The organism is Massilia forsythiae (genome assembly GCF_012849555.1).
Taxonomy (GTDB): Bacteria; Pseudomonadota; Gammaproteobacteria; order Burkholderiales; family Burkholderiaceae_D; genus Telluria; species Telluria forsythiae.
Map to the genome: position 1 here is coordinate 4733573 of NZ_CP051685.1, position 22105 is coordinate 4755677.

Here is a 22105-nt window from a genome sequence, read left to right on the forward strand (position 1 = left end):
TTTAGCGAATGCATAAAAAGCTGTATTGACACTCGTTAATCCACGGTTATAAATTGGATCGGCAATCAATCCGATCGAAAAACAATTTCGGCACCGTGGAGACAACATGAGAACGACCCGCAAGACCGCCATCGCCCTCGGCGTGGCGCAGCTGCTCGCCTGCACCACCACCGCCGCGGCTCAGGCGGACCCGCAAACCACCCAGGACCAAGCCGGCCAGCCCGGCGCGCCGGCTGCCGGCGCCAGCGTGGTGGTGGTCAGCGGCCAGCGCGCCGCGCTGCAATCGGCCCAGCAGCTCAAGAAGAATGCCGACGAGGTGGTCGACTCGATCGTCGCCGCCGACATCGGCAAGCTGCCGGACCGCTCGGTGACCGAGGTGCTGCAGCGCATCCCCGGCATCACCATCGACCGGCAAATGTCGCGCGGCGACCCGGAACACTTTTCGGTCGAGGGCTCGGGCGTGACGGTGCGCGGCCTGACCTACGTGCGCTCGGAACTGAATGGCCGCGACTCGTTCTCCGCCAACGGCGGCCGCTCCCTCAACTTCGAGGACGTGCCGCCCGAGCTGATGGCCGGCGTGGACGTCTACAAGAACCCGTCGGCGGAACAGATCGAGGGCGGCATTTCCGGCCTGATCAACCTGCGTACCGCGCTGCCCTTCGACTTCAAGGGCGCGCACGCGGCACTGTCGGTGGAAGCGATGCACTCCACGCTCAAGAAGGGCAAGCCCGATCCGTCCGGCTCCATCATGTTTTCCAACCGCTGGAAGACGCCGCTGGGCGAGTGGGGCGTGCTGGTCGACCTGGCCTCGAGCGAGAGCGGCACCCGCACCGACGCCTTCCAGGTCGAGCCCTACTATCCGCGTTCGGACGTGGTGTCCGGCAAGACGGTCTGGATACCCAAGGGCGCACAGTGGCGCACGCTGGACTTCGACCGCAAGCGCCAGGGCGCCTACGCCGCGCTGCAGTGGAAGCTGGACAACAACCTGCGCAGCCACCTCACGTACTTCAAGTCGAAGTACCGCATGAACTGGGGCGAGCAGGCATTCTTTGCGTCCTCCAGCCCGTACGACATCCGCGTGACCGACGCCACCTACGACAGGAACGGCGCGCTGCTGACCGGCACCCTGACCGACCCGGTCAACAACGGCATTCCGTTCGGCGACGCCGCGCGCGCCGCCACGCGCCGCTCCAGCACCACGGATATCGCCTGGAACGTCGAGTGGAAGCCGGCGTCCGACTGGACCCTCACCTCCGACCTCCAGCGGGTGAAAGCGGTGACCAACGGCTTCGATTCCACCGTCGGCCTGGGCGTGCTGATGCCGCGCGAGCGCCTCGACCTGCGCGCCGACCTGCCGCAACTGGTGTTCGACGCCGCCGACAAGGCTTACCTGGCCAATCCCGCGAATTATTACTGGGGCTCGACCATGGAGCACCTGGACAGCAGCAGCGCCATCGAAAAGGCGTGGAAGGGCGACGTCAAATATGCGTTCGACCACCCGCTGCTGCGCGACGTCCGCTTCGGCGTGCGCCTGACCGAGCGCAGCGCGCTGACGCGCAACTCGGACCCGAGCTACAACTGGACCGCCATCACGCAGCCGTGGCAGGTCGGCTGGGACATCCTGAAACCGGCCTACCTGGGCGACCCGCGCTTCGCCGGCGCGGCGGTGGTCAACGCCTTCCCGAATTTCTTCAACGGTAAGGTGTCGGTGCCGGCCATCGTGTTCCCCGATTTGTCGCTGGCCAGCGGCTATCCATCCACCTACGAGGCGCTGCACAAGTTCCACGACATCCTGTGCGCCGAGCGCCTGGCGGCGCAGGGCGGCGGCGGCTGCACGCCGTGGAAGGCGGCCACCTTCGGCGGCGACAATCCGTCCGGCACCAACGACCAGTCGGAACGCACCAAGGCCTTCTATACGCAGCTGCGCTTCGGCGTCGACGACTGGCGCTGGCCGGTCGACGGCAACCTCGGCGTGCGCTACGTGAAGACGGATTCGCATTCGCGCGGCTACCTGTCGTTCACCCCGACCACGCCGAACCTGCCGGCCAATTACCGCTACACCGGCGTGCCGTTCCCGACCATCCCGGCCTTCGCGCGCGCGCTCGACTATGAAAACGGCTACCACAACCTGCTGCCCAGCCTGAACCTGCGCCTGAAGGCCAGCGACACGCTGCAGTTCCGCCTGGCCTACGGCACCTCGATGTCGCGTCCCGACTTTTCCCAGCTGCAGGCCTACACCACGCTCAGCCAGGACGTGAGCGGTCAGCTCAACGACGCCACCCAGGTGCTCAACATCACCAACGTCAGCCGCACCGGCACGGCGTCCGGCAACCCGCTGCTGAAACCCATCACCTCGCGCCAGCTCGACCTGACCGCGGAATGGTATTTCGCCCAGGCCGGCTCGCTCACGCTGGCGGTATTCGGCAAGCGCCTGAACGACGTCATCATCGACCAAAGCACGATCTACCGGTTGCCCGACACGACCGGCAAGCAGCAGGACTTCATCGTCACCTCGCCGGTGAACGGCGCGCGCGGCACGGTGAAAGGATTCGAGGTCGGCTACCAGCAGTACTACGACGGCTTGCCGGGCTGGCTGCGCGGCCTCGGCGTGCAGGCCAACTACACCTACGTGGACAGCCGCCGCAAGCTGTACACGCCGGTGTATTCGGCCTACTGCTCGGGCGGCAGCACCGGCCTGGACAACGTCAACCTGAACATGAACGGCTGCGACATCGACGGCCGTTCGTTCGGCGACCTGCCGCTGCCCTACCTGTCGAAGAACACCTACAACTTCACGCTGCTGTACGACCGCGGCCCGTGGTCGGCGCGCCTGGCCTGGAGCTGGCGCTCGAAGAACTTCATGAGCACCACCAGCAACGGCACGCGCGGCTCGGACGGCACCGACACCAATCCGGCCAGCGCCACCGCCGGCCAGCACAACGTGGCCTGGGGCTTGCCGCTGTGGGCGGACGCGTACGGCCAGCTCGACGGCGGCGTGTCGTACAGCGTCAACGAGCGCATCAAGATCGACTTGCAGGCGCAGAACCTCACCGATGCCAAGTACCGCCAGCTGATGACCCAGCACATCGGCGACAAGGGCCGCGCCTGGTTCGTGACCGGGCCGCGCTACAGTATCCGTCTCGGGTATTCGTTTTTCTGAACAGGGCGGTGAGCGAGCGCATGCGGACCGGCCCGGTCCGCATGCGCCGCGCCTGCGCTGTCGCTTTTTTTAAACGAAACCGCAGAAAAACTGACAGATTTGCCGTAAGGCTTACACAGTGCCCGTATTCACGACTAGAATTTCCCAAAAGAATCATATTTTCTCGGGAAGACACATGAAATCGGTACAGCAAGAAGTCGACGAACGCAGCAACCTCACCGGCACCAACAAATTCGAGCTCCTGCTGTTCCGCCTCGGCGGCGACGACAAGGGCGAACACAGCGAACTGTTCGGTATCAACGTCTTCAAGATCCGCGAGATCGTCGCCATGCCGACGATCACCAAGGTGGCCGGCGCGCCCGAGCACGTGCTCGGCGTGGTCAACCTGCGCGGCCAGATCATCCAGGTGCTCGACCTGCCGGGTATTGCCGGCGTCAAGCCGGTGACCGGCCTGAACATCATGCTGGTGACGGAATTCGCGCGCACCACGCAAGCCTTCGCGGTCGAGAGCGTGGAAGAGATCGTGCGCCTGGACTGGACGCAGGTGATGTCGGCCGAGCGCAGCGCCGCCAGCGGCATGGTGACCAGCATCGCGCGCCTGGAAGCGCAGGACGGCCACCCGCCGCGCCTGGCCCAGGTGCTGGACGTAGAGACCATCCTGCGCACCCTGAACCCGGACGAGGGCACGGAAAACATCGCCCAGGCGGTGGGCGCCAAGATCGCCCTGAAACCCGGCTCGGTGATCCTGGCCGCCGACGACTCGGTGGTGGCGCGCAGCCTGATCGAGCAGGGCCTGGACGCGATGGGCCTGCCGTACGTGATGACCAAGAGCGGCAAGGAAGCCTGGGACCAGCTGCAGGTGATCGCCGCCACCGCCGAGCGCGAGGGCAAGACCGTGTACGACCGCATCGCACTGGTGCTGACCGACCTCGAGATGCCGGAAATGGACGGCTTCACGCTGACCCGCAACATCAAGTCGAGCAACCGTTTCGGCAGCCTGCCGGTGGTGATCCACTCGTCGCTGTCGGGCACCACCAACGAGGAACACGTCAAGAACGTGCGCGCCGACGCCTACGTGGCCAAGTTCTCGGCCGAGGAACTGTCGCGCACGCTGCGCACGCTGCTGCGCGGCTGAAGCGCGGCGGATCGGAAGATGCCGCGCCACCATGGCGCGGCGGGCTGGACGGCTCGTGATATAGTCACGACAACATTCGCCACCCGGTCCGCCATGTCCCAGGCATTGCTCGCCCAGATCGCCACGTCGCTTGTCCAGTTCAGCGCTGTCACGCGCCTGCTCGAGCTGAGGTTTTCCGGGGACGAGGATGCGCCCGATCTGCTGGTCGAAGCCTTTGCCGCCGACGATGTCGTGCACGGACTCGGCGCCCGCGACGTCATCGCGTTGTCGACCGATGCCCACCTCGAGCTGGCGCCCCTGCTCGGCCGCCAGGCGACCCTGGAAATCAGCCTGGCCGACGGCACCCGCACCCGCTTCAGCGGCGACGTCACCCGCGCCGCGCTGCTGGGGAGCGAAGGCGGCTTCGCCCGCTATCGCCTGCGCCTGACCCCATGGCTGTGGCGCCTCACGCAGACGCGCAACAGCCGCGTATGGCAAGACAAGCGCGTCACGGACATCGTCGACGAGGTGCTGGCCGCGTTTGCGCCGCTGGCGCAGTGGCGCTGGAGCGGCGAAGTCGACGGCTTCCTGTCCGCCGTGGCGGCGCGCAGCTATTGCTGCCAGTACCGCGAATCCGATTACGACTTCATCCTGCGCTTGCTGACCGAAGAAGGCATCGCCTGGCGTTTCGAACAGGTGGAGGATGGACATCGCATGGTGCTGTTCGCCGACAGCACCCGCGTCGAGGCGATTCCCGAGGATGCGAGCAGCGCCGCCGGCGGCGGCATCCGCTTCCACGGCGCGCGCGCCGGCGAACGGCGCGACACCATTCAGGCCCTGCATGCGCGCCGCCGCCTAGTGTCCGGCATGACCACGCTGCTGAGCTACGACTACAAGGCCAAGAAGTCGGTGGGCGCCGGCGTGGCGGCGCGGCGCCGGGCGCCCAACCTGCCGTTACTGGAAAGCTACGATACATCCGGCCAGTACAGCGAGACCAATGCCGCCGAAGCCGCGCATCACGCACGCGTGCGCATGGAAGCGCGCGAGGCGCCGGCCGACGTGTGGCAGGGCCGCTCGACCGTGCGCACGCTGGCGGCCGGCACCCGCATCGGCGTGACCCAGGGGCCGCTGGCGGCGTTCGGCGCCGGCACGGCGCCGGCGTACACGGTCTTGGAGGTGACCAGCATCGGCGTCAACAACCTGCCGGTGGCGGCGCAGCAGGGATTGGCGGAGCTGTTCGGGCCGATCCCTGAACTGCTGGAGGAAACCCTGCGCGATAGGCTGCAAGAGGCGCCGGACAGGCGCGCCTGCGCATCCGACGAGCTGCCGCTGGCGATCGCCCAGGCGCGCGAGTCCGGCTACGCCAACCTGTTCGAAGCGGTGCCGGCGGACGTGGTGTGGCGCCCGATGTTGCCCGGCAGCGACGGCCGCAGCCACCCGAAGCCGACCGTCTTCGGCGCCCAGAGCGCGATCGTCATCGGCGCCGATGGCCAGGACCAGCCTGGCGGCGCCGACGAACTGTATTGCGACGCGCTGGGCCGCGTGCGTATCCGCTTCCACTGGCAGGACGAGGGCAATGCCTCGTGCTGGGTGCGGGTGGCGCAGCGCGCCGCCGGCGGCGGCATGGGCAGCCAGTTCCTGCCGCGCATCGGCCAGGAAGTGCTGGTGCAGTTCATCGAGAACGACATCGACCGCCCGCTGGTCGTCGGCGCCCTGTACAACGGCCAGGGCGAAGGCGGATCGGCGCCGACGCCGGGTGGCGCGGCCGGAGCGGACGCCGACCCGGCCGCGCTGTTCGGCGCCGCCGCCGACCACATGCCGTCGGGCCAGGGCAACCTGGCAGGCGGCAACGGCCCGCTGTGGCACGGCGCCTCGGCCGACAGCGGCGGCCACCGCAACCCGGCCGCGCAGTGGGGCGTGCGCAGCAAGGAATTCGGCGGGCAAGGCTACAACCAGCTGCTGTTCGACGACACCGACGCGCAAGGCCGCGTGCAGCTGCGCTCGACCCATGCGCTCACCGAGCTGACCCTGGGCCACCTGGTGCACGCCGCCGACAACTACCGCGGCAGCCTGCGTGGCCAGGGCGCCGAACTGCGCACCGACGCCCACGGCGCCGTGCGCGCCGGCGCCGGCCTGCTGGTGTCCAGTTACGGCATTGCCCACGCGGCCACGGCGCGCGAGCCGGCAGGCGACAACCCGGCCGGCATCGCGCTGCTCAAGCAGGCCGTCAAGCTGGCCGAGACCTTCGACAAGGCGGCCAGCACGCACCGCACGGTGGGGCTGGCGGTGCACCAGGGCGCGGCGAAGCCGAACGCCAGCACGATCGACCCGGACGCGGCGCCGCTGCCGGCCCTGCTGAAGGCGGTGTCCGGCATGGTCGGCGACGCCGGGCTGGAGGCGGCGCGCGCCGACGCCGCCGCCAAGGACACCGCGCCCGGCGCCGGCAAGCTGCCGCACCCGACCGATCCGGTCGTCGCCATCAGCGCCAGGGCCGGGCTGGCCGTCACCGCGCAGACGGACGTGCAACTCGTCAGCGGCGAGGCGGTGGCGCTGATGAGCGGCGGCGACAGCCAGTTCGTCGGCGGCGGGCAGCTGCGCACCCAGGCGATCCAGGCGATCGGCGTGCTCGGCGGGGCGGTCGCGCCGGGCGAGAACGGCATCGGCATCCAGGCGATCGCGGCGCGCGACGCCATCGATGTCCAGGCCCAGGCCGACGTGCTGGACGTGCAGGCGCGCGACGACGTGGCGATCGTCAGCGCGCAGGCAGCGGTGGAGTGGGCGGCGGCGAAGCGCATCTCGCTGTCCACGGCCGGCGGCGCGAATATCACGATCGATGACGGCAATATCACCGTTCAATGTCCCGGGAAGATCACAATCCACGCGGGCAAGAAGAGCTTTACCGGTCCGGCCAGCATCGGTGCTGACATGCCGACGTTGCCGCGCGGCGTGCTGAATTTCGATGAGAAGTTCCAGTTGGTCGATCCGGTCGGCGATCCGATCGCGAATATGCGCTATGAAATTCTTAAGGAAGATGGCGGGAAGATTGCTGGCGTGACGGATGGTGAGGGGATGATCCCACTGCAGCACGGAATGAGGCCTGAGCGGCTGGATATACGGATTCTGGGCAGGCCCCCCTATCTGGATAATTGAAGGCGTTGACAGCGAACCTATGGCTTACGTACCCAAAGATAAAGTTAGAAACCAACTTGCACGTCCAGGTGAGAATGGAACGCCGACATTTTCCTGGACTTTAACCGACACCAGTATATCGAACCCGGTAAAGCTGATTTTGCCGCCTGTTCAGAGCCTACCAATAGTTTTCGTACCTGGCATCATGGGGTCGAACTTATGTTCTCTTAAAAATCAACCCGTGTGGCTGTTAAACAGCACAAAAGGGGTGCCAATTAGACTTGCGTGGTATTGGGCACGGAAAGGCGCGGGTGTCCGCCAAAAAACGTTACATCCGTCGCGAACGAAGGTGTTTGAGGGTGGAGACGTCCCGTCGGACGGTGTCGGTTCCATTGCAAACGAGACTATTTACCGAGAACGCGGTTGGGGCGAGATTGCAGAAACAAGCTATCATTCTTTCCTACTGTGGCTGGAGCAGAAGCTGAATGGCCATAGCTCCAATCCAGCCGACTGGGACGACTTTTTTTATACGGCGATGAGTGCAGTGCCGAAGCCGGGCGATCCGTCACCGGAGAAAAGACTTCACCCAGGAATTGTTATGCAGATGGTTGGCCTTCCACCTCATGCGGAAAATGGCCATTTTACTGCTCCGATCATGTCGGAAGAATTGCTGAAACGTGCGAAATGGAGATTTCCGGTATATGCTTGTGGATATAATTGGCTGGATTCGAATACTGCAGGAGCAGAGCGTCTCGAAGAGCGTATCGATAAAATTATTTTGGAAAATAATCACGGTTTGTTCAAGTGCCAGCAAGTTATCTTGGTAACCCATTCGATGGGTGGACTGGTGGCACGTGCTTGTGTCGAACGGCCGGGCGTCGCTGGCAAGGTTGCTGGTGTCCTTCACGGAGTGATGCCCTCGGTAGGAGCGGCGGTCGCATATCGCCGGTGTAAAAGTGGCATGCGCGATGAAGACTATGCTGCATCGATTGTTATTGGACCGAGCGGCCCGGAAGTCACAGCAGTATTTGCACAAGCACCTGGAGCACTTCAACTACTGCCATCCAGCGAGTACGGCACGAATTGGTTGCAGATAAAGGATGACACCGGAAAGATTCTGGCCAGCCTGCCGAAGTCCGATCCGTATACTGAAATCTACTTATGCAAGAACAAGTGGTGGGGTTTGGTAAAGAACGAATGGCTCAACCCCAAGAGCGGCACAGCCATAGACTGGGAAGAGTTTGAGGGAAACATCAAGCAGGCTCGTCGCTTTCACGAGCGATTGGCAGGGAAGTTTCACTTCAACACATATGTGTTTTACGGTGCAGGCATTGGTGCTCAAGCTAGTTTTAAAAACGTTACTTGGACCTTAAGAAAAGGTATCGATCCACAAGATGGAAAGCATGTCACGGCGGCCGATGCCGTCTCTCTGGATTACAGGGATACCAGAGATGAAGGAGGATCGACCATCTACGTAGGTGGTCACAAGGTAGAAGAATTCATCGCCGTGGGAGCGCCACCTTACATGACGCCGATGTCGTATGAAACAAGTCATTGGAAAATTATATGCGAGAAGCAAGATAGCAATGGTGATGGAACTGTCCCGAGTATATCCGGTGCCTCTCCACGCTCAACAGGAAAGGATTCGGTTCGCCAGCAATTTCGACTACAAGGATTTTCTCATGAGCCGGCATACCAGGATCCAGTAGCCAGATGCGTAAGCCACTATTGTTTGACAAAAATAGCCGCGCTTGCAAAGGAATTCAAGTGAATTGGTTCAAGCGTATGCTTCTTTTTGTTGTATGGGTGTCCGTATGTTCAGCTTGTAGCAAGCACCAAGGGGGACAAGTGGAAAAAATCGCGATGAAAAAACATCGTATCGGTAGACTTATGCTAGATCTGCCAGAGGAATTCGTTATTGATGAAGGAGCGTCTACGATAATTGTGCCAAAGCAAGAAAATCCTCTGCAGTCCAAAATGCGGATCGAGGTTATTTCCGGACACACGAACGTGCAGGAATTCATGGCTGCTGTCGCTGAGAGAAAATCAAAATTGTCCAAATCGGGTACTGAGGTGGAAAATGCTTTGAAAATGTCTTCGGTCCAGCCCGGCCACTCTATATTGTTCAGAATAATGAAGGTCGATGACGTATATATTAGCGAACTCGATTGTCTGGCTGGAGAAGCCTATATTCGTATTACAGCGAATTCGTATCATGGAAAATTCGAACAGGCTGAAAAATCTTTGTTGCACTTCGTGTCGAAAATTGTCCAGGTAGATGATGCCACGGGGGATGACTTCTGCATCGGACCTGTTTGTATCAAAGGCGCCAATGAGACCGAGAGCGCCGAATTCGTATTCCGAAGTACGAGTCGGCCTGACCTGCGAGTCGACATTTCTGTTGATACATATAAGCGAGATTCAGATGACGCCTTGCTGACGCGCATGGCAAGTGAAGATTCGCTGGTGAAGGTGTTCGATTTGAAACATCGTGTATTGCGGAAAGGCGAGATAATGATTTCAGATATGCACATGCAGGAATGGCTCGGTGCCGCAAAAATGGGCAAGCGTGATGATGAACTTGAATATGGGTTTTCACTCGAGACTGTCAGCTCTCATCCCGATACCGTCAAGCCGTTCATCCATATCGAGTTCGTTAGCGGGCAGTATGATAAGGGTGGGAAGAAGCAACCCAATTCTCTGAACGACGCACAGGCGCTTCAAATGTGGGATAAGATCACAAGATCAATTCAGCCTGTTGCGAAATAAAGCGGTTGAGATACCATTGCTCGCATCTGTTCGAAACGCCTGGCGAAATCCAACGGTTTGCCACTGGCTGGTTGTGGACCTACAATCACGGCCGGCCTAGCATGGCGCTCGGCGGTATCACGCCAAAACATAAACTGACGCTTGCCTCTCAACCTCTACTTTTAGCGTGCTCTAAAAATGGGGGATTATCCGGGATGACTTCACTAACCTGCGCGTGCTGAAGAAAGAGCGTACGCTCGTCAACGCCTACGTCGAGGAAAACGTGTTCAAGACTTGCGAGATGCGGTTTTGACGAGACGAGCGTGCTCTATCGGTACCAACACCGGACAGGAACGACCTGCGCCCAGGGGGCATTGCCGCCAGCCGGCGCCGGTCACGACGCCCCCGGCGCCATGAGGGTCAGGTATACCAGTGCATGGTCGCCATTCAGGCAGGTAAAACCGGAGACCTGGCGCCCGCTCTTGACGACCTTGCTCGACCATGCGCGGCAGTCCTGCGCCGACTGCAGCTCGAACTCGCCTCCCTTGTGTTTGGCCAGCAGCGTCCTGTACGGCGTCGACAGCCACATCCGCGCCGCTTCCGGCGCGACGAACGGCTTCCCGCCGTCGGCTGCTTCGAGCCGGCGCCAGTCGCCCGGTGCGATCCGCAACTCCGCCACCAGTGTCACGTAGTCGGTCGGCCCCGGCGCGCCGCCGGTGTGTTCGGGCGTGCCGAAGATCTCCCATCGGCCGGCCGTGAACGCGGACGGCAGTTGCACGACTGCGCGCAGGGCCGCCAAGTCGCTGGAAGCGCCAGGGTTCCTGGATTTGCCTGAAAAAAGCACCAGGCCGAGGACCGCCAGCACGGCCACCGCCGAGCATGCCGATCGGAGTGGCGCCGAGGCCTTCACCGGTGGGCGCGTTCGACCGCCACCGCCTGCCACACGCCGTCCAGATGCCGCTTGTAGGCCGCCATGCGCGGCTGCAGCAGCGCCTGGTCGTACCGGCGTTCGCCGCCGAACGGTTCCTGGCCGGGCAGGCGCACCAGCGACTCGCCGCGGATCGCCAGCTTGGTGGCGCCTTCGCGCAGGATGATCTTCACCGTGGACGGCTCGATGCCGCCGCCGCAGAACAGGTGATACGGGATCGTCACTTCGGCGCGTCCGTCGCCGTTCAGGTCGGTGACCGCGACCGCACGCGCGTAGAAATCCGCTTCCGAATCGAGGTCGGGACAATCGACGGCGTCGCGCACGGTCCACTCCTGCTTCCAGCCCGCGCCGGCGCGGCCGTGGCGTGTCGCGGCCAGTTCGATGTGTTCGATGCGGCCGGAGCGTGGCTGCGAAGGAGAGGGTCCGGCCTTGCGCGACAGGACCAGTATATGTTCGCCATCCTTGTCGGCGATGCTGCGCGCCTGCACCAGGCGCCCCGCGAATAAGATGTGGTGCTGCGCCAGCCATGCGGCGTCGACCGGCACCGCCCGGATCGCGGGCGCGGCGGCGCAGCAGACGTGGGCCGCCGTCGACAGGGCGGCGCCGGCCAGGGTAAGCGAAGGACGGAGCATGCCGCTTCCTATTGCGCTCGCATTACTGGCACATGCACAAGTACCTTGCAGATCCCCAGATCGAGCACGCGCGGCGACGCGATCTTCGCGTCCGGATGGCGCCGCCCATCCGAGGATTTCGTAATGGGTAAGCATGAATGGGCAAGGAAACGGATACGAACTATTTCGTCAAATTGAAGTAATCCTCCGGACTCGCGCGAAGGATGAACGGATTGGCTTTTTCCGGATCGCCGGAAAAATTCCCTTTGCATTCAATCGTCGCGATCGACTTGCCCGATTCGACGATTTTCAGGAATGGCGAACCTCTCATAGGATCGTTCAGGATATATGAAAAATTCCCCCGCTTGAACCAGATGACGGTGCTCTCATTGCTTGCGCCAGTGAGGGTAGTACGGTTGAAATAGCTTTTTCGATCATTGCGAACCGGGCGATACACGAGTTCAGGCTTGTTCCTGATGCCGTATCTGTACTCCAGGAATGGATCGGCGGCCCCCGGTTTCGATGCACAATACGAGAGCGTCTTTTTTCCGGTGCTGCATGAATAAAGGATTTCCTCGCCGGTGGTGCAGTTTGTGGTGGTTCCGATATTGCTGGAGTTTACGCGACAGGATGCGAGCGAGAGGCAGGCAATGGAAAAATAGATGGCAGTCGTCTTGTTCATCATTGAGCGGTTTACTTGAAAGCTGGGTAGGTTAGCGTCCGAAAGTTATGCTGTCGCATATCGAGGTGTTTGAGCGCTGGATTGATTTTTTCGGTGACCTTTTCCACCGCATTGTCGGAAGCGCCCTGATCGGCGCGCTCGTACACCTTGTTGGCCACCCAAAACCAGACGGCCGAGCGGATATTGAAGGGAAAGTCGACGATCTTCTCCGGCTGCGATGTGAAGTCGGGGTGTTCGCCATCCCATAGCGAGCGATACCCCGTGTTGAACTCGGCATAGTTGCTCGCACCTGTCAGCTGGAAGATGCCGCGGCCCCGGTATTTCCATCCTTCCCCGGTCTCGGGAGGGCCATTGCCTGCCCGGCTCCCGTAAGCATGATTGGCGATCGCCTCCTGATTTGCCGGTTGTAATACGACGCGCCTTCTTCCTTCAAGCCTGTCGATGCGGCCATGCCGGGCAGCCACGTCAGGATGAAGCCGGTAATACCTGAATGTGCTTTTCAAGGTATCGACCTTGTAATTCAAGCTTTCGACATTCGCTTTCAGGCCGGCGCCGGCTTCTTCGCGTGCCTGGGCGAAAAAATGGGCGCGACGGTAGATGGTATCGAGTTTGTAACGCGGCAAGTCACGGTTCAGCTCGTCCTTTACCTGGGTAAGGTATGCTTCCTCGGCCAAGGGAAAAATGTTTTTTAATTGGGAATACGTTATTTCATCCGGCAAGGGGCGTTCAGATCGGGCGAGCGGCGCTTTGCTGCTGTCTTGATCCGGCTTTGGCGTAACGCCTTGGTTGTCAGTGGGTGACGGTCCTGGCGGTACGGATCTCGGCGGCGCAGCCGGCGCGGATCCGGCCTGTCCGGCCGATTTGGGATGCGGCTTCGTTGCACCCGGCTGTTTATAGGTCTTCATGGTCTCATATACCAGCTGGGGTGTTCCAACCACCGGCGTCAGCGTGTCGATGAGCTTGAAACCCTTGCGTTTTCTCGACCAGGCATGCACGCGAATGGGGTGCAGGGATGCCGGCGAAACGAGTACGTGGTTGTCCGTCGTGGTCGTCGTTCCCCTGATTTCCTTGCCCTCGTACTGGATCAGGTAGGCGATGCCATCCGCAGGCTCCATATAACGTGTAATGAAGCGGATCATGACGGAACCGGGCTTCGATGGTTCCGAAAGCTTCTTGAAAACCTTGAGGAAATCTTCCCACGTCGTCATTCATCATCCTCGGACGGCATGTGCGTATAGGATGTCCACTCGTTCTCCCCGATGATGATTTCGATTTCTTCCGGCTTTTCCGTGAAAATCCGGGTCGACTGGTATGCGGAATCGATGTTGCCGGCAGCGAGCAGTTCAGGCTTCTCCCCGGCCGTCCATATTTCATACGATGCGCCCATCAGTTCAGGATCGTTCCGCAACATTGAACCGATATCGATCTGTTGACTGAAACGCGAAGCGGACACCAGCGGCACTGCGCTTGCTGCCAGTTCGCTCGGCAGTGGTGCAAGTTCCGTATAGCCGTGCGCGCCGCCGTCGAACACGTGCTGCACCCCCTTCACCGTGAAATGCCCCGGGCAGGCGAAGGTGATGTCGCCGCCCTCCAGCGTGACCGACGCCTGCCCGGCCTGCAGCACGATCTTCTTGCCGGCCTTGACCTCGATATCCTGGTTCACCGAAATTACCGTGACCGACTGGTCGGCCAGGATTTCCAGCTGGTCGGTATGGGCCTGCAGCGACACCGGCCCGTTGGCGGCGATGGCCTGGATGCCGCCTTCGTGGCTGAACCAGGTCGCCGCGCTCGCCGCCACCGCAGACACGGTGGCGCCGGCCGCCAGGTGCAGGTCGCCGGGCGCGCTCCACTGCAGGTGCTGGCCGGCGAACAGCACGGTGGACGCGGGCGTGGCCCAGTTGACGCCGGCGGCCGCGTCCAGCGCCACCAGCGGCGCGCCGAAGCGCTCCACCGGCGCCTGCGTATCCAGTTCGCGCGTGCCCGGCTGAGCCTTGAGCGCCGGCTGGCCATTGACGTCGCCTCCGTACTTGCCCTTGATTGTCGGATCGAGCAGGTCGGCGGTGGCGGCGTGCGCCGCCTGGGCGTCCTTGCTCGACAGCGCGTGCTGCGTCGTGGCGTCGTCCAGCAGCGCCTGCGCCAGCTCGTGGCCGGCGCGCAGCCGCGCCAGCGCTTCGGCCGCGTCCATCTGGGTCGAGACGGCATCGCTGCGCGCCGCGGTGGTCAGCAACACGCCCTCGGCGCCGCGGGCCACGGCCCAGGCGTCGGTGCGCAACTCGAAGCCGCTGCCGCGGTAGGCGCCGCGCTGGCTCGATCCGGGTGGCTGCCGGACCAGGTAGCCGAGATTGAGTTGCGTGGCCGCGCTGCTGCTGGCCAGCCTCGTGCGCACCTGGCCGGGCGTGTCGTCCAGCTGCCACTGGTTCCAGCCGGCGCCGTCGAAGGCGTGGCTGTGGATGCCGGACAGGGTGCCGGCATGGTTGGCGCCCGAGTCGACACCGGCGGAAAACGGCGGCAAATCGGCGCCGGTGTACAGCTGGGCCACCACCAATGGCCGGTCGACGTCGCCTTCGATGAAGTCGACCAGTACCTCGGTGCCGATGCGCGGCGTGAACTGCGAACCCCAGTTGGGGCCGGCCAGCGCCTCGGCCACGCGCACCCAGGTGCCGGCGCGTTCGTCACCGGGGGCGCTGCCGCTGTCGTCGGTATCGTGGAACAGGCCGCCGGCATTCGGCGCCTGGCCGCGCTGCCAGGGAAACTGGATCCGCACCCGGTGCTCGCGGTCGGTGGTGGCCACCGCATTGGCCACGCCCACCACCAGCGCGGTCTGCGGTCCCGGCGCGGTGATCGGCGCCGGCGCGGCGGTGGCGGCCGGGACGATGGCCACGCTGTCGCGCACGCAGCCGAAGCGGTTGCGGTAGGTGCCGTTTTCCAGCGCGCCGGCAGCCGCGGTGCGGATCTGCGCCGTGAAGTTGTTGCGCGCCTCGTGCTCGGCCCACAGCACCGTGAAGCCGTTGTCGCCATCCGGATAACGTGCGTGCTGCGTCAAACTGAAACGGTGGCCGGCGGCCAGGCGCCGTACCGCGCCGGTGCCCTCGAACAGCTTGTTGTCCAGCTCCAGCGCCTGCAGCATCAGGCCACTGTGCGCGCCGGGCGTGCCGCCGTGGGGCGCGCCGCTGGCGCTGCGTTCGCCGCTGCCGTCGTAGACCTGCGCCGCCGGCAGGTCGCCGGCGTCCAGGCTGCTGGTTTGCTCGGCGGCCGGGGCCAGCAGCTGCGCCGGATCCCAGCTGCCGATGGCGACCGTGTTGGCCTGCGCGCGCCGGCGTGCGCCGAAGCGGTCGATGGCATCGTCGCTGTCGGCCGCGCGTACGCCATGGAAGCGCAGCGCGGCGTTGCCCGGCATGTCCGGCAGGCGCGCGCGGCTGTCGAAGATCACCAATCGATGGCGCGCCTGGCCGTCGGCGCTTTCTGACTGGTCATCCGGCTGGTCGTGCTCGAAGCGCCACGACAGGCCTTCCGAGGCCAGCAGGCGCACCAGGAAGTCGAGGTCGCTTTCGCGGTACTGGGTACAGATCGCGCGCGGCGCCAGGGCTTGCGTGACATCGAAGGCGAAGCGCACCTGCGGGTAGTCGGCCAGCAGTTCGGTGACGATCCGGCACACGTCCTTGTCCTGGAAGATCCAGCTGTCGCGGCGCAGGCGCAGCAGCGCCAGCGCCGGCTCCAGGCGCAGCCGGTAGCGCGCCACGCCGCCGTCGGCGCCCAGCCAGGCCGCCTCCGTGCACAGGCCGTGCCAGGCGCGCCGCGAACCGTCCGGCTGCAGCAGCGTCACCGTCAGTTCCTCGCCGAGAAAGGCGTCCAGGTCGAGGTCGGTGGAGGTGCTCAGGGCGTCGACCTCGAACGCATACAGTTCGTTGACGCCTTCGCGGCCCTGCACGCGCTCCGCCATCAACGCCTGCGGCAGGGCGCCGTCCTGGCTGCCGGCCAGCGTGACCAGGCGGTCGCGCTGCGCCAGGCCGGTGCCGAACAGCGCGTCGAGGGCCGGCATGGCGGACGGCAGGGACGCCGACGGCAGCGGCGTGTCCATCAGGGCAGCGTGATGGTCAGGTTGGCGGCGCGCGGCGCCATCTTGACCACGTCGTTGTAGGCATTCATCCGGGTCTCGCTGGTGCGGCCGAGCGAGGTGCGCAGGCCGATGAAGCCGAGCACGCAGATCAGGCCGAACACCGAGCCCAGCACCCACAGCGGCAAATCGCTGCGCAGCTTGTGGATGACCTGGTCCGGCCGCTCCGCGTGCGGCGCGAAGCCGCCGCGCTTGCCCTTCAGGTGGGCGATCTCGTCGCCCAGGCGCGAGGTCAGGTAGTTCAGCTTTTCGGTGCCTTCCAAAATGTAGCGGCCCTGGAAGCCGAGCAGCAGGCACATGTGGAACACCTCGAGTGCCTGCAGGTGGGCGCCGCCGCGCGTGCGCAGCTGCTCCAGGCGGTTGAAGAAATTCTCGCCGGCGAGCTGGTCGCCGAACAGCGCCAGCTGCAGCGGACGGCGCTCCCAGGCCTCGCGGATGGTGAAGCTCGATCGCAGGATGATCTCGTCGACCGCCGCGCAGAACGCGTACTTGGCGGCGTCGATGTCGTCCGGCGACGCATTCTGTTTTTTGGCGTTGCGGCCGAAGTCGTCCAGGAACTGGGTCATCCTGTGCGCGAAGGCGGCGTCGTCCTGCGGCCCGCTGCCGTTCTTGAGCATGAACAGGGCGTAGAAGCCGTCATACATCAGGTCCAGCAGCGTCTGCGGCGCGGATTGTGCCGGCGCCGGCGGCGCGGCGCCCATCAGGGAAGGTGCGGTTGCGGTGCTCATCCGGTGGTCCTCGTTGGTTGAATCCTCGTCGTGCCGGCGCGCGTCAGGCGGTGACCGCCACCAGGTCGAGCCGGGCGTCCGACATGCTGCCCGGGACGTAGATCGAGATCGACTGCGCCTGCAGCATGCGTTCGTACATCTGTCCCTTGGCCTCGATGGCGAAGTACACCGCGTCCGGCCGCACCGGCACCGCCGGCGGCACCTGCGGCGCATGCACCAGGCGCACGCCCGGCATTGCCGACAGCACGAATTTCTCGACGTCGTCCGGCGCGCCGACCTTGAAGCGCAGCGGCACCACGTCCACCAGTTCGCTGGCCGGCAGGCCGGCCGACACCGCGAGATAGAAGGTGGTCTTGTCGTCGATCTTCTGCGAATCGAGCATGCCGTGGTGGTACGACGGTTTCACTTCGCGCAGTGCGATGGCGAAGTACTTCGACGAGATCACGGTGTCCAGCAGTTCGCGGATGATCTGGTGCAGCGTGGCGAAGGCCGGACCCGGCTCGGCATGCTTGTAGGGCGGCAGGTCGGCCAGGGTCCAGCTCTTGGAAAAGGTCATCAGGCTGCCGGCCAGCGCCAGCAGCTGTTCGTACAGGCGCTCCGGGTGCAGCGCCGGGTGGTGGAAATAATGCGACAGCGTGGCCGAGGCGGTGCTGGCGGTGTGCAGCAGCCAGAACGAGGACATGTCGCCGGAGCGGAACTCGATCACGTGCTTGCTCGGCTCGCGGTGGTGACCGTACAGCGCGCTGACCTTGGCCTGCAGCGCATCCACCAGGCGGCGCAGCTGCAGGAACAGCAGCGGCGAACTGCGGACCGACAGGCAGGGCGGCACGAACGACGCGTCCAGCTCGAAGCCGCCGCTGGCGGCGCGGCGCAGGCGCAGCAGCGGCACGTGCACGTAGGCGTCCAGCGGCTCCGCATCCGACACCAGGCGCACGGTCTTGCGCAGGTAGGACAACTGGGCCGCGGCGGCGCCGGTGTACAGGTCGGGCGTCTCGCGTTCCAGTTGCTGGAAGCGCACCGCGCTGGCGTCGCTGCCGGCGGAAGCACCGGCATTGCCGCCGATGTTGCTGCTGAAATTGCCCCCGAACGGCTTGAAGCCGGGCATGGCGGCGTGGTAGGTCACCGTCTGCACCGACTGCGGCAGCTGGCCCAGGTCGACCGCTTCCGGCAACTCGTCGGCGCCGGGCGCCGACACCAGCTCGCCGTCCTGGAAGCGCAGCGCCAGTTCCAGCAGGCGCAGCGTGTTGTTGGCGAGCGCGTCGCGGTCCACCTGCAGCGTGCCCACGCCCCACGCGTACGGATGGAGCAGGCCGGCCGTGTGGTGCAGGCGCTCTTCGTGGTAGCGGTCCTGCTGCTGGAAATGCTGCGGACGCAGGAACAAGCCTTCGCCCCAAAGAATCTTGCCGCTCATGCCGGGTAGGTCTCCTGGGTTGGAATAATCGATTGGCTGAACAGTAACATTTCTTTCGAATGGATTGCGCCCAATTGGCGAATGCCATTTCATAGACGTTTTTTATCGTTTGTCCAATTCCATTTGGTGGAAATCCGTGAGTTTTATGCGATACGCATGAAATAACCGATTGTCACGCCGGCTTTTTCATTATCCGGAAGCCGCGCACGATTCATCGAATCGGAAACCTGCGCTGTTTGGAATCTGCTAGTATTAAAACGATCAGTTGTTGATTATATAAGCACCATTTTCAATATGAGCTTTGAGGACAGCATGATTCGAGCAATACCATCGGGCGCGATCGGAAAGATTATCGGCGCTATTCTCTGCGGCGCCCTGCTCGGCGCTTGCGCCAGCACCACGCCGTCCGCCGTCGCCCAGAAAAAGGGCGGCCCGTCCATGCAGGAATTGCTGGCGCAAGCGGCCCAGGCCAACGGCGCCGGCCAGAAGGAACAGGCAGTCACGCTGTGGAAGCAGGCCGCCGCCGCGAATCCGGCCGACAAGGCACCGTGGAGCGGCATCGCCCAGGCCCGTTTCGATGCCGGCCGCTATGGCGACGCCATCGTCAGCGCCCAGGAAGTGCTGGTGCGCGATCCGAGCGACCGCCTGGCCAACAGCATCATCGCCATCAGCGGCCTGCGCCTGTCGACGCGCGCGCTGGCCGATCTGAGCCGCCAGAACAACCTGTCCGGATCGATCCGCACCGAGTCGCAGGACCTGGCCAAGCTGCTGCGCGAAAGCCTGGGCGAACAGGTCTTGATTCCGCCGCCGGCGGCGACTTCCGCGGCGTCGGCGAAAGCGCCGCCGCCGAAAGCGCGCAAGGGAAAAGCGAAATCGGATGAAGGTTCCAGCGCCGATCCTTTCGGAGCACTTAAATAAAAATCGTGTTTTAACCATTCCAGGAGGTTTTATGGCAAAAAACTCCAGCGTTCAAAAGAAACTGCAAAAAATCCGGCCGCCGCGCGTGCAAATGACATATGACGTGGAAATCGGCGACGCCATCGAAAACAAGGAATTGCCGATGGTGGTCGGCGTGGTCGGCGATTTCGGCGGTAAATCGGCGGTTCCGCAAAAACGGCTGAAGGACCGCAGTTTCGTCGGCATCGACCGCGACAATTTCGACGAAGTGATGAAAGGCGTGGAACCGCGCGCCGCCTATCGCGTGAATAACGAATTGTCGGCAGAGGGCGGCCAATTCGCGGTCGACCTGACATTCCGCTCGATGGACGATTTCCGGCCGGAGGCGGTGGTGCAGCAGGTCGAGCCGTTGCGAAAGCTGCTGGACGCGCGCACCAAGCTGGCCGACCTGCGCAACAAGCTGGCCGGCAACGACAAGCTGGAAGACCTGCTCAACGACGTGTTGAACAGCACCGAGAAACTGGCCGAGCTGGGCCATAAACCCGCGAAAGAATGACCATGTCCGTGCAATCGAACGCCGCACCTGCCGCCGCCCACGCCGCGCCCGAAGCCGCCGCCGAACCGAACCTGCTCGACCAGATCGTCGAGCAGAGCCGGGTGGCCAAGTCGAGCACCGAGCACGCGCGCGCCAAGGACTTGATCGCCGAGCTGGTGAACCAGGTGATGGAGGGGACGGTCGTGGTGTCCGACAACCTGGCCGCCACCATCGATGCCCGCGTGGCCGAGCTGGACCGCCTGATCTCGGCGCAGCTGTCGGCGGTGATGCACGCGCCCGAGTTCCAGAAGCTGGAGGGCAGTTGGACCGGCCTGAACTACCTGGTGCGCAACAGCGCCACCGGCCCGAACCTGAAGGTCAAGATGCTCAATGCCTCCAAGCGCGAGCTGGTCAAGGACTTCCAGAGCGCGATCGAATTCGACCAGAGCACCATGTTCAAGAAGGTGTACGAGGAAGAATTCGGCACCTTCGGCGGTGCGCCGTTCGGGGCGCTGCTGGGCGACTATGAAGTCACGCGCCAGCCGGAAGACATGTACTTCATCGAGCAGATGTCGCACGTGGCAGCGGCCGCGCACGCGCCCTTCATCTCGTCGGCCTCGCCCGAGCTGTTCGGCCTGGAAACCTATGCGGACCTGGGCAAGCCGCGCGACCTGTCGAAGGTGTTCGACACCGTCGAATACGCCAAGTGGAAGTCGTTCCGCGAATCCGAGGATGCGCGCTACGTCGGCCTGACGCTGCCGCGCTTCCTGGGCCGCCTGCCGTACAACCCGGCCGACGGCGCCACCACCGAGGGCTTCAATTTCGTCGAGGACGTGGACGGCACCGACCACCAGAAGTACCTGTGGTGCAATGCCGCCTACGCGTTCGGCACCAAGCTGACCAATGCCTTCGAGGACTTCGGCTGGTGCGCGGCGATCCGCGGCGTGGAGGGCGGCGGCCTGGTCGAGGACCTGCCGTCGCACACCTTCAAGACCGACGAGGGCGAGGTGGCGCTGAAGTGCCCGACCGAGATCGCCATCACCGACCGCCGCGAAAAGGAGTTGTCGGACCTCGGCTTCATCTCGCTGGTGCACTGCAAGAACACCGACTACGCCGCCTTCTTCGGCGCGCAGTCGGCGCAGAAGGCGCGCAAGTACAACACCGACGCCGCCAACGCGAATGCCTTGCTGTCGGCCCAGCTGCAGTACATCTTCGCCGTCTCGCGCATCGCCCACTACATGAAGGCGATGATGCGCGACAAGATCGGCAGTTTCGCCGCCGCCTCGAACGTCGAGGATTTCCTGAACCGCTGGCTGACGCAGTACGTGCTGCTCGACGATAACGCCAGCCAGGAACAGAAGGCGCAGTTCCCGCTGCGCGAGGCGTCGGTGCAGGTTTCCGAAGTACCGGGACGTCCGGGAGTCTACCGTGCGGTGTCGTTCCTGCGCCCGCACTTCCAGCTCGACGAGCTGTCCGTCTCGCTGCGCCTGGTCGCCGAACTTCCGGCGGCGACCAAGTCCTGAACTGTAGTCATTTCACATCGAAAGGAACAACATGGCAATCGACGTCTATCTGCAAATCGACGGTATCAAAGGCGAATCGGCCGATACCGCCCACAAGGACTGGATCGAAGTCAAAGGGGTCCAGTGGGAAGTCCTGCAACCGAAGTCGGCGACCGCGTCGACCGGCGGCGGTCACACCGCCGAGCGCACCGAGCACAAGGACATCGTGGTCTCCAAGCTGGCCGACCTGGCCACGCCGATCCTGCTGCAGACCTGCTCGTCCGGCAAGACCATCCCGAAGGCGAAGCTGGAATTCCTGCGCGCCGACGGCCAGGGCGAGCGCGTCAAGTACTTCGAGATCGAGCTGGAGAATGTCCTGATCGGCAGCGTGTCGCCGTCGGTGGCGCCGGGCGACATCCTGACCGAGGACGTGTCGCTGAAGTACTCGAAGGTGAAGTGGAAGTACACCCAGCAAAAGGTGGGCGGTGGCACCGGCGGCAATACCTCCGGCGGCTGGGACCTGTCGGCCAACAAGGTCGCCTGAGC

At 63.7% G+C, this 22105-nt stretch carries 16 protein-coding genes and 1 pseudogene; 10 read left to right on the forward strand and 7 right to left on the reverse strand.

Annotated features, from left to right (window positions below; genetic code table 11):
• Nucleotides 1–106 precede the first annotated feature (106 nt).
• From HH212_RS19945 to HH212_RS27435, 6 genes and pseudogenes are all read left to right on the forward strand, one after another.
• Nucleotides 107–3160, forward strand: coding sequence for a TonB-dependent receptor (locus HH212_RS19945; protein WP_170204096.1), 3054 nt, complete (start codon nt 107–109; stop codon nt 3158–3160).
• A 175-nt stretch (nt 3161–3335) separates the two neighbouring features.
• Entirely contained in the window at nt 3336–4295 is a 960-nt protein-coding gene (locus HH212_RS19950) for a chemotaxis protein (protein WP_170204097.1), read from the forward strand.
• Between the two features lie 93 nt (nt 4296–4388).
• Entirely contained in the window at nt 4389–7424 is a 3036-nt protein-coding gene (locus HH212_RS19955; RefSeq protein ID WP_170204098.1) for a type VI secretion system Vgr family protein, read from the forward strand.
• A gap of 19 nt (nt 7425–7443) precedes the next feature.
• Nucleotides 7444–9174 carry an esterase/lipase family protein gene (locus tag HH212_RS19960; RefSeq protein WP_170204099.1) on the forward strand — a complete coding sequence of 577 codons (1731 nt, stop codon included), beginning with the start codon at nt 7444–7446 and terminating at the stop codon, nt 9172–9174.
• Nucleotides 9171–10172 carry a T6SS immunity protein Tli4 family protein gene (locus HH212_RS19965; RefSeq protein WP_170204100.1) on the forward strand — a complete coding sequence of 334 codons (1002 nt, stop codon included), beginning with the start codon at nt 9171–9173 and terminating at the stop codon, nt 10170–10172. The genes HH212_RS19960 and HH212_RS19965 overlap by 4 nt, the downstream gene beginning before the upstream one ends.
• Nucleotides 10173–10201: 29 nt before the next feature.
• A pseudogene (locus HH212_RS27435) lies at nt 10202–10321 on the forward strand (IS3 family transposase); the annotation flags it as partial.
• A gap of 224 nt (nt 10322–10545) precedes the next feature.
• On the opposite strand, the gene HH212_RS19970 reads toward HH212_RS27435, so the two are convergent.
• The 7 genes from HH212_RS19970 to tssK form a co-directional block, all read right to left on the reverse strand.
• On the reverse strand, nt 10546–11016 hold the full coding sequence (locus HH212_RS19970; protein ID WP_170204101.1) for a hypothetical protein: 471 nt from the start codon (nt 11014–11016) through the stop codon (nt 10546–10548).
• A 41-nt stretch (nt 11017–11057) separates the two neighbouring features.
• A complete protein-coding gene (locus HH212_RS19975) occupies nt 11058–11711 on the reverse strand; it encodes a M949_RS01915 family surface polysaccharide biosynthesis protein (protein ID WP_170204102.1) in 654 nt (217 codons plus the stop codon).
• A gap of 160 nt (nt 11712–11871) precedes the next feature.
• Complete coding sequence (locus tag HH212_RS19980; protein ID WP_170204103.1) at nt 11872–12375, reverse strand: hypothetical protein; 504 nt, start codon at nt 12373–12375, stop codon at nt 11872–11874.
• A gap of 8 nt (nt 12376–12383) precedes the next feature.
• Nucleotides 12384–13580 (reverse strand): glycoside hydrolase family 19 protein, encoded by a 1197-nt coding sequence (locus tag HH212_RS19985; protein ID WP_170204104.1) that lies wholly within the window; start codon nt 13578–13580, stop codon nt 12384–12386.
• Nucleotides 13577–16450, reverse strand: a complete 2874-nt coding sequence (locus tag HH212_RS19990; RefSeq protein WP_170204105.1) for a type VI secretion system Vgr family protein — start codon at nt 16448–16450, stop codon at nt 13577–13579. Before HH212_RS19990 ends, HH212_RS19985 begins: the two co-directional genes overlap by 4 nt.
• Nucleotides 16450–17214, reverse strand: coding sequence for a type IVB secretion system protein IcmH/DotU (icmH, locus tag HH212_RS19995; RefSeq protein WP_170204106.1), 765 nt, complete (start codon nt 17212–17214; stop codon nt 16450–16452). Before icmH ends, HH212_RS19990 begins: the two co-directional genes overlap by 1 nt.
• Nucleotides 17215–17257: 43 nt before the next feature.
• Nucleotides 17258–18625: a type VI secretion system baseplate subunit TssK gene (tssK, locus tag HH212_RS20000; protein WP_170204107.1), complete on the reverse strand. Its 1368-nt coding sequence runs from the start codon at nt 18623–18625 to the stop codon at nt 17258–17260.
• A gap of 312 nt (nt 18626–18937) precedes the next feature.
• Between tssK and HH212_RS20005 the strand changes: the two genes are divergently transcribed.
• Genes HH212_RS20005 through HH212_RS20020 form a run of 4 tightly spaced genes read left to right on the forward strand, consistent with a single transcriptional unit; the run spans nt 18938 to nt 22103 of the window.
• Nucleotides 18938–19543 carry a hypothetical protein gene (locus tag HH212_RS20005; protein WP_229217375.1) on the forward strand — a complete coding sequence of 202 codons (606 nt, stop codon included), beginning with the start codon at nt 18938–18940 and terminating at the stop codon, nt 19541–19543.
• A gap of 31 nt (nt 19544–19574) precedes the next feature.
• Nucleotides 19575–20078, forward strand: a complete 504-nt coding sequence (tssB, locus tag HH212_RS20010) for a type VI secretion system contractile sheath small subunit (protein ID WP_170205570.1) — start codon at nt 19575–19577, stop codon at nt 20076–20078.
• 2 nt (nt 20079–20080) lie between these two features.
• Nucleotides 20081–21580, forward strand: coding sequence for a type VI secretion system contractile sheath large subunit (tssC, locus tag HH212_RS20015; RefSeq protein WP_170204108.1), 1500 nt, complete (start codon nt 20081–20083; stop codon nt 21578–21580).
• Nucleotides 21581–21611: 31 nt separating this feature from the next.
• Nucleotides 21612–22103, forward strand: a complete 492-nt coding sequence (locus HH212_RS20020; RefSeq protein WP_170204109.1) for an Hcp family type VI secretion system effector — start codon at nt 21612–21614, stop codon at nt 22101–22103.
• Nucleotides 22104–22105 lie beyond the last annotated feature (2 nt).

Excerpts from the sequence above, each read along its gene's own strand:
- HH212_RS19990 (WP_170204105.1), bottom strand. The coding sequence starts at position 16,450 with ATGGACACGCCGCTGCCGTCGGCGTCCCTGCCGTCCGCCATGCCGGCC.
- HH212_RS19960 (WP_170204099.1), top strand. The coding sequence starts at position 7,444 with ATGGCTTACGTACCCAAAGATAAAGTTAGAAACCAACTTGCACGTCCA.
- HH212_RS20005 (WP_229217375.1), top strand. The coding sequence starts at position 18,938 with ATGATTCGAGCAATACCATCGGGCGCGATCGGAAAGATTATCGGCGCT.
- HH212_RS19955 (WP_170204098.1), top strand. The coding sequence starts at position 4,389 with ATGTCCCAGGCATTGCTCGCCCAGATCGCCACGTCGCTTGTCCAGTTC.
- HH212_RS19975 (WP_170204102.1), bottom strand. The coding sequence starts at position 11,711 with ATGCTCCGTCCTTCGCTTACCCTGGCCGGCGCCGCCCTGTCGACGGCG.
- tssK (WP_170204107.1), bottom strand. The coding sequence starts at position 18,625 with ATGAGCGGCAAGATTCTTTGGGGCGAAGGCTTGTTCCTGCGTCCGCAG.
- tssB (WP_170205570.1), top strand. The coding sequence starts at position 19,575 with ATGGCAAAAAACTCCAGCGTTCAAAAGAAACTGCAAAAAATCCGGCCG.
- icmH (WP_170204106.1), bottom strand. The coding sequence starts at position 17,214 with ATGAGCACCGCAACCGCACCTTCCCTGATGGGCGCCGCGCCGCCGGCG.
- tssC (WP_170204108.1), top strand. The coding sequence starts at position 20,081 with ATGTCCGTGCAATCGAACGCCGCACCTGCCGCCGCCCACGCCGCGCCC.
- HH212_RS19985 (WP_170204104.1), bottom strand. The coding sequence starts at position 13,580 with ATGACGACGTGGGAAGATTTCCTCAAGGTTTTCAAGAAGCTTTCGGAA.
- HH212_RS20020 (WP_170204109.1), top strand. The coding sequence starts at position 21,612 with ATGGCAATCGACGTCTATCTGCAAATCGACGGTATCAAAGGCGAATCG.
- HH212_RS19945 (WP_170204096.1), top strand. The coding sequence starts at position 107 with ATGAGAACGACCCGCAAGACCGCCATCGCCCTCGGCGTGGCGCAGCTG.
- HH212_RS19980 (WP_170204103.1), bottom strand. The coding sequence starts at position 12,375 with ATGATGAACAAGACGACTGCCATCTATTTTTCCATTGCCTGCCTCTCG.
- HH212_RS19950 (WP_170204097.1), top strand. The coding sequence starts at position 3,336 with ATGAAATCGGTACAGCAAGAAGTCGACGAACGCAGCAACCTCACCGGC.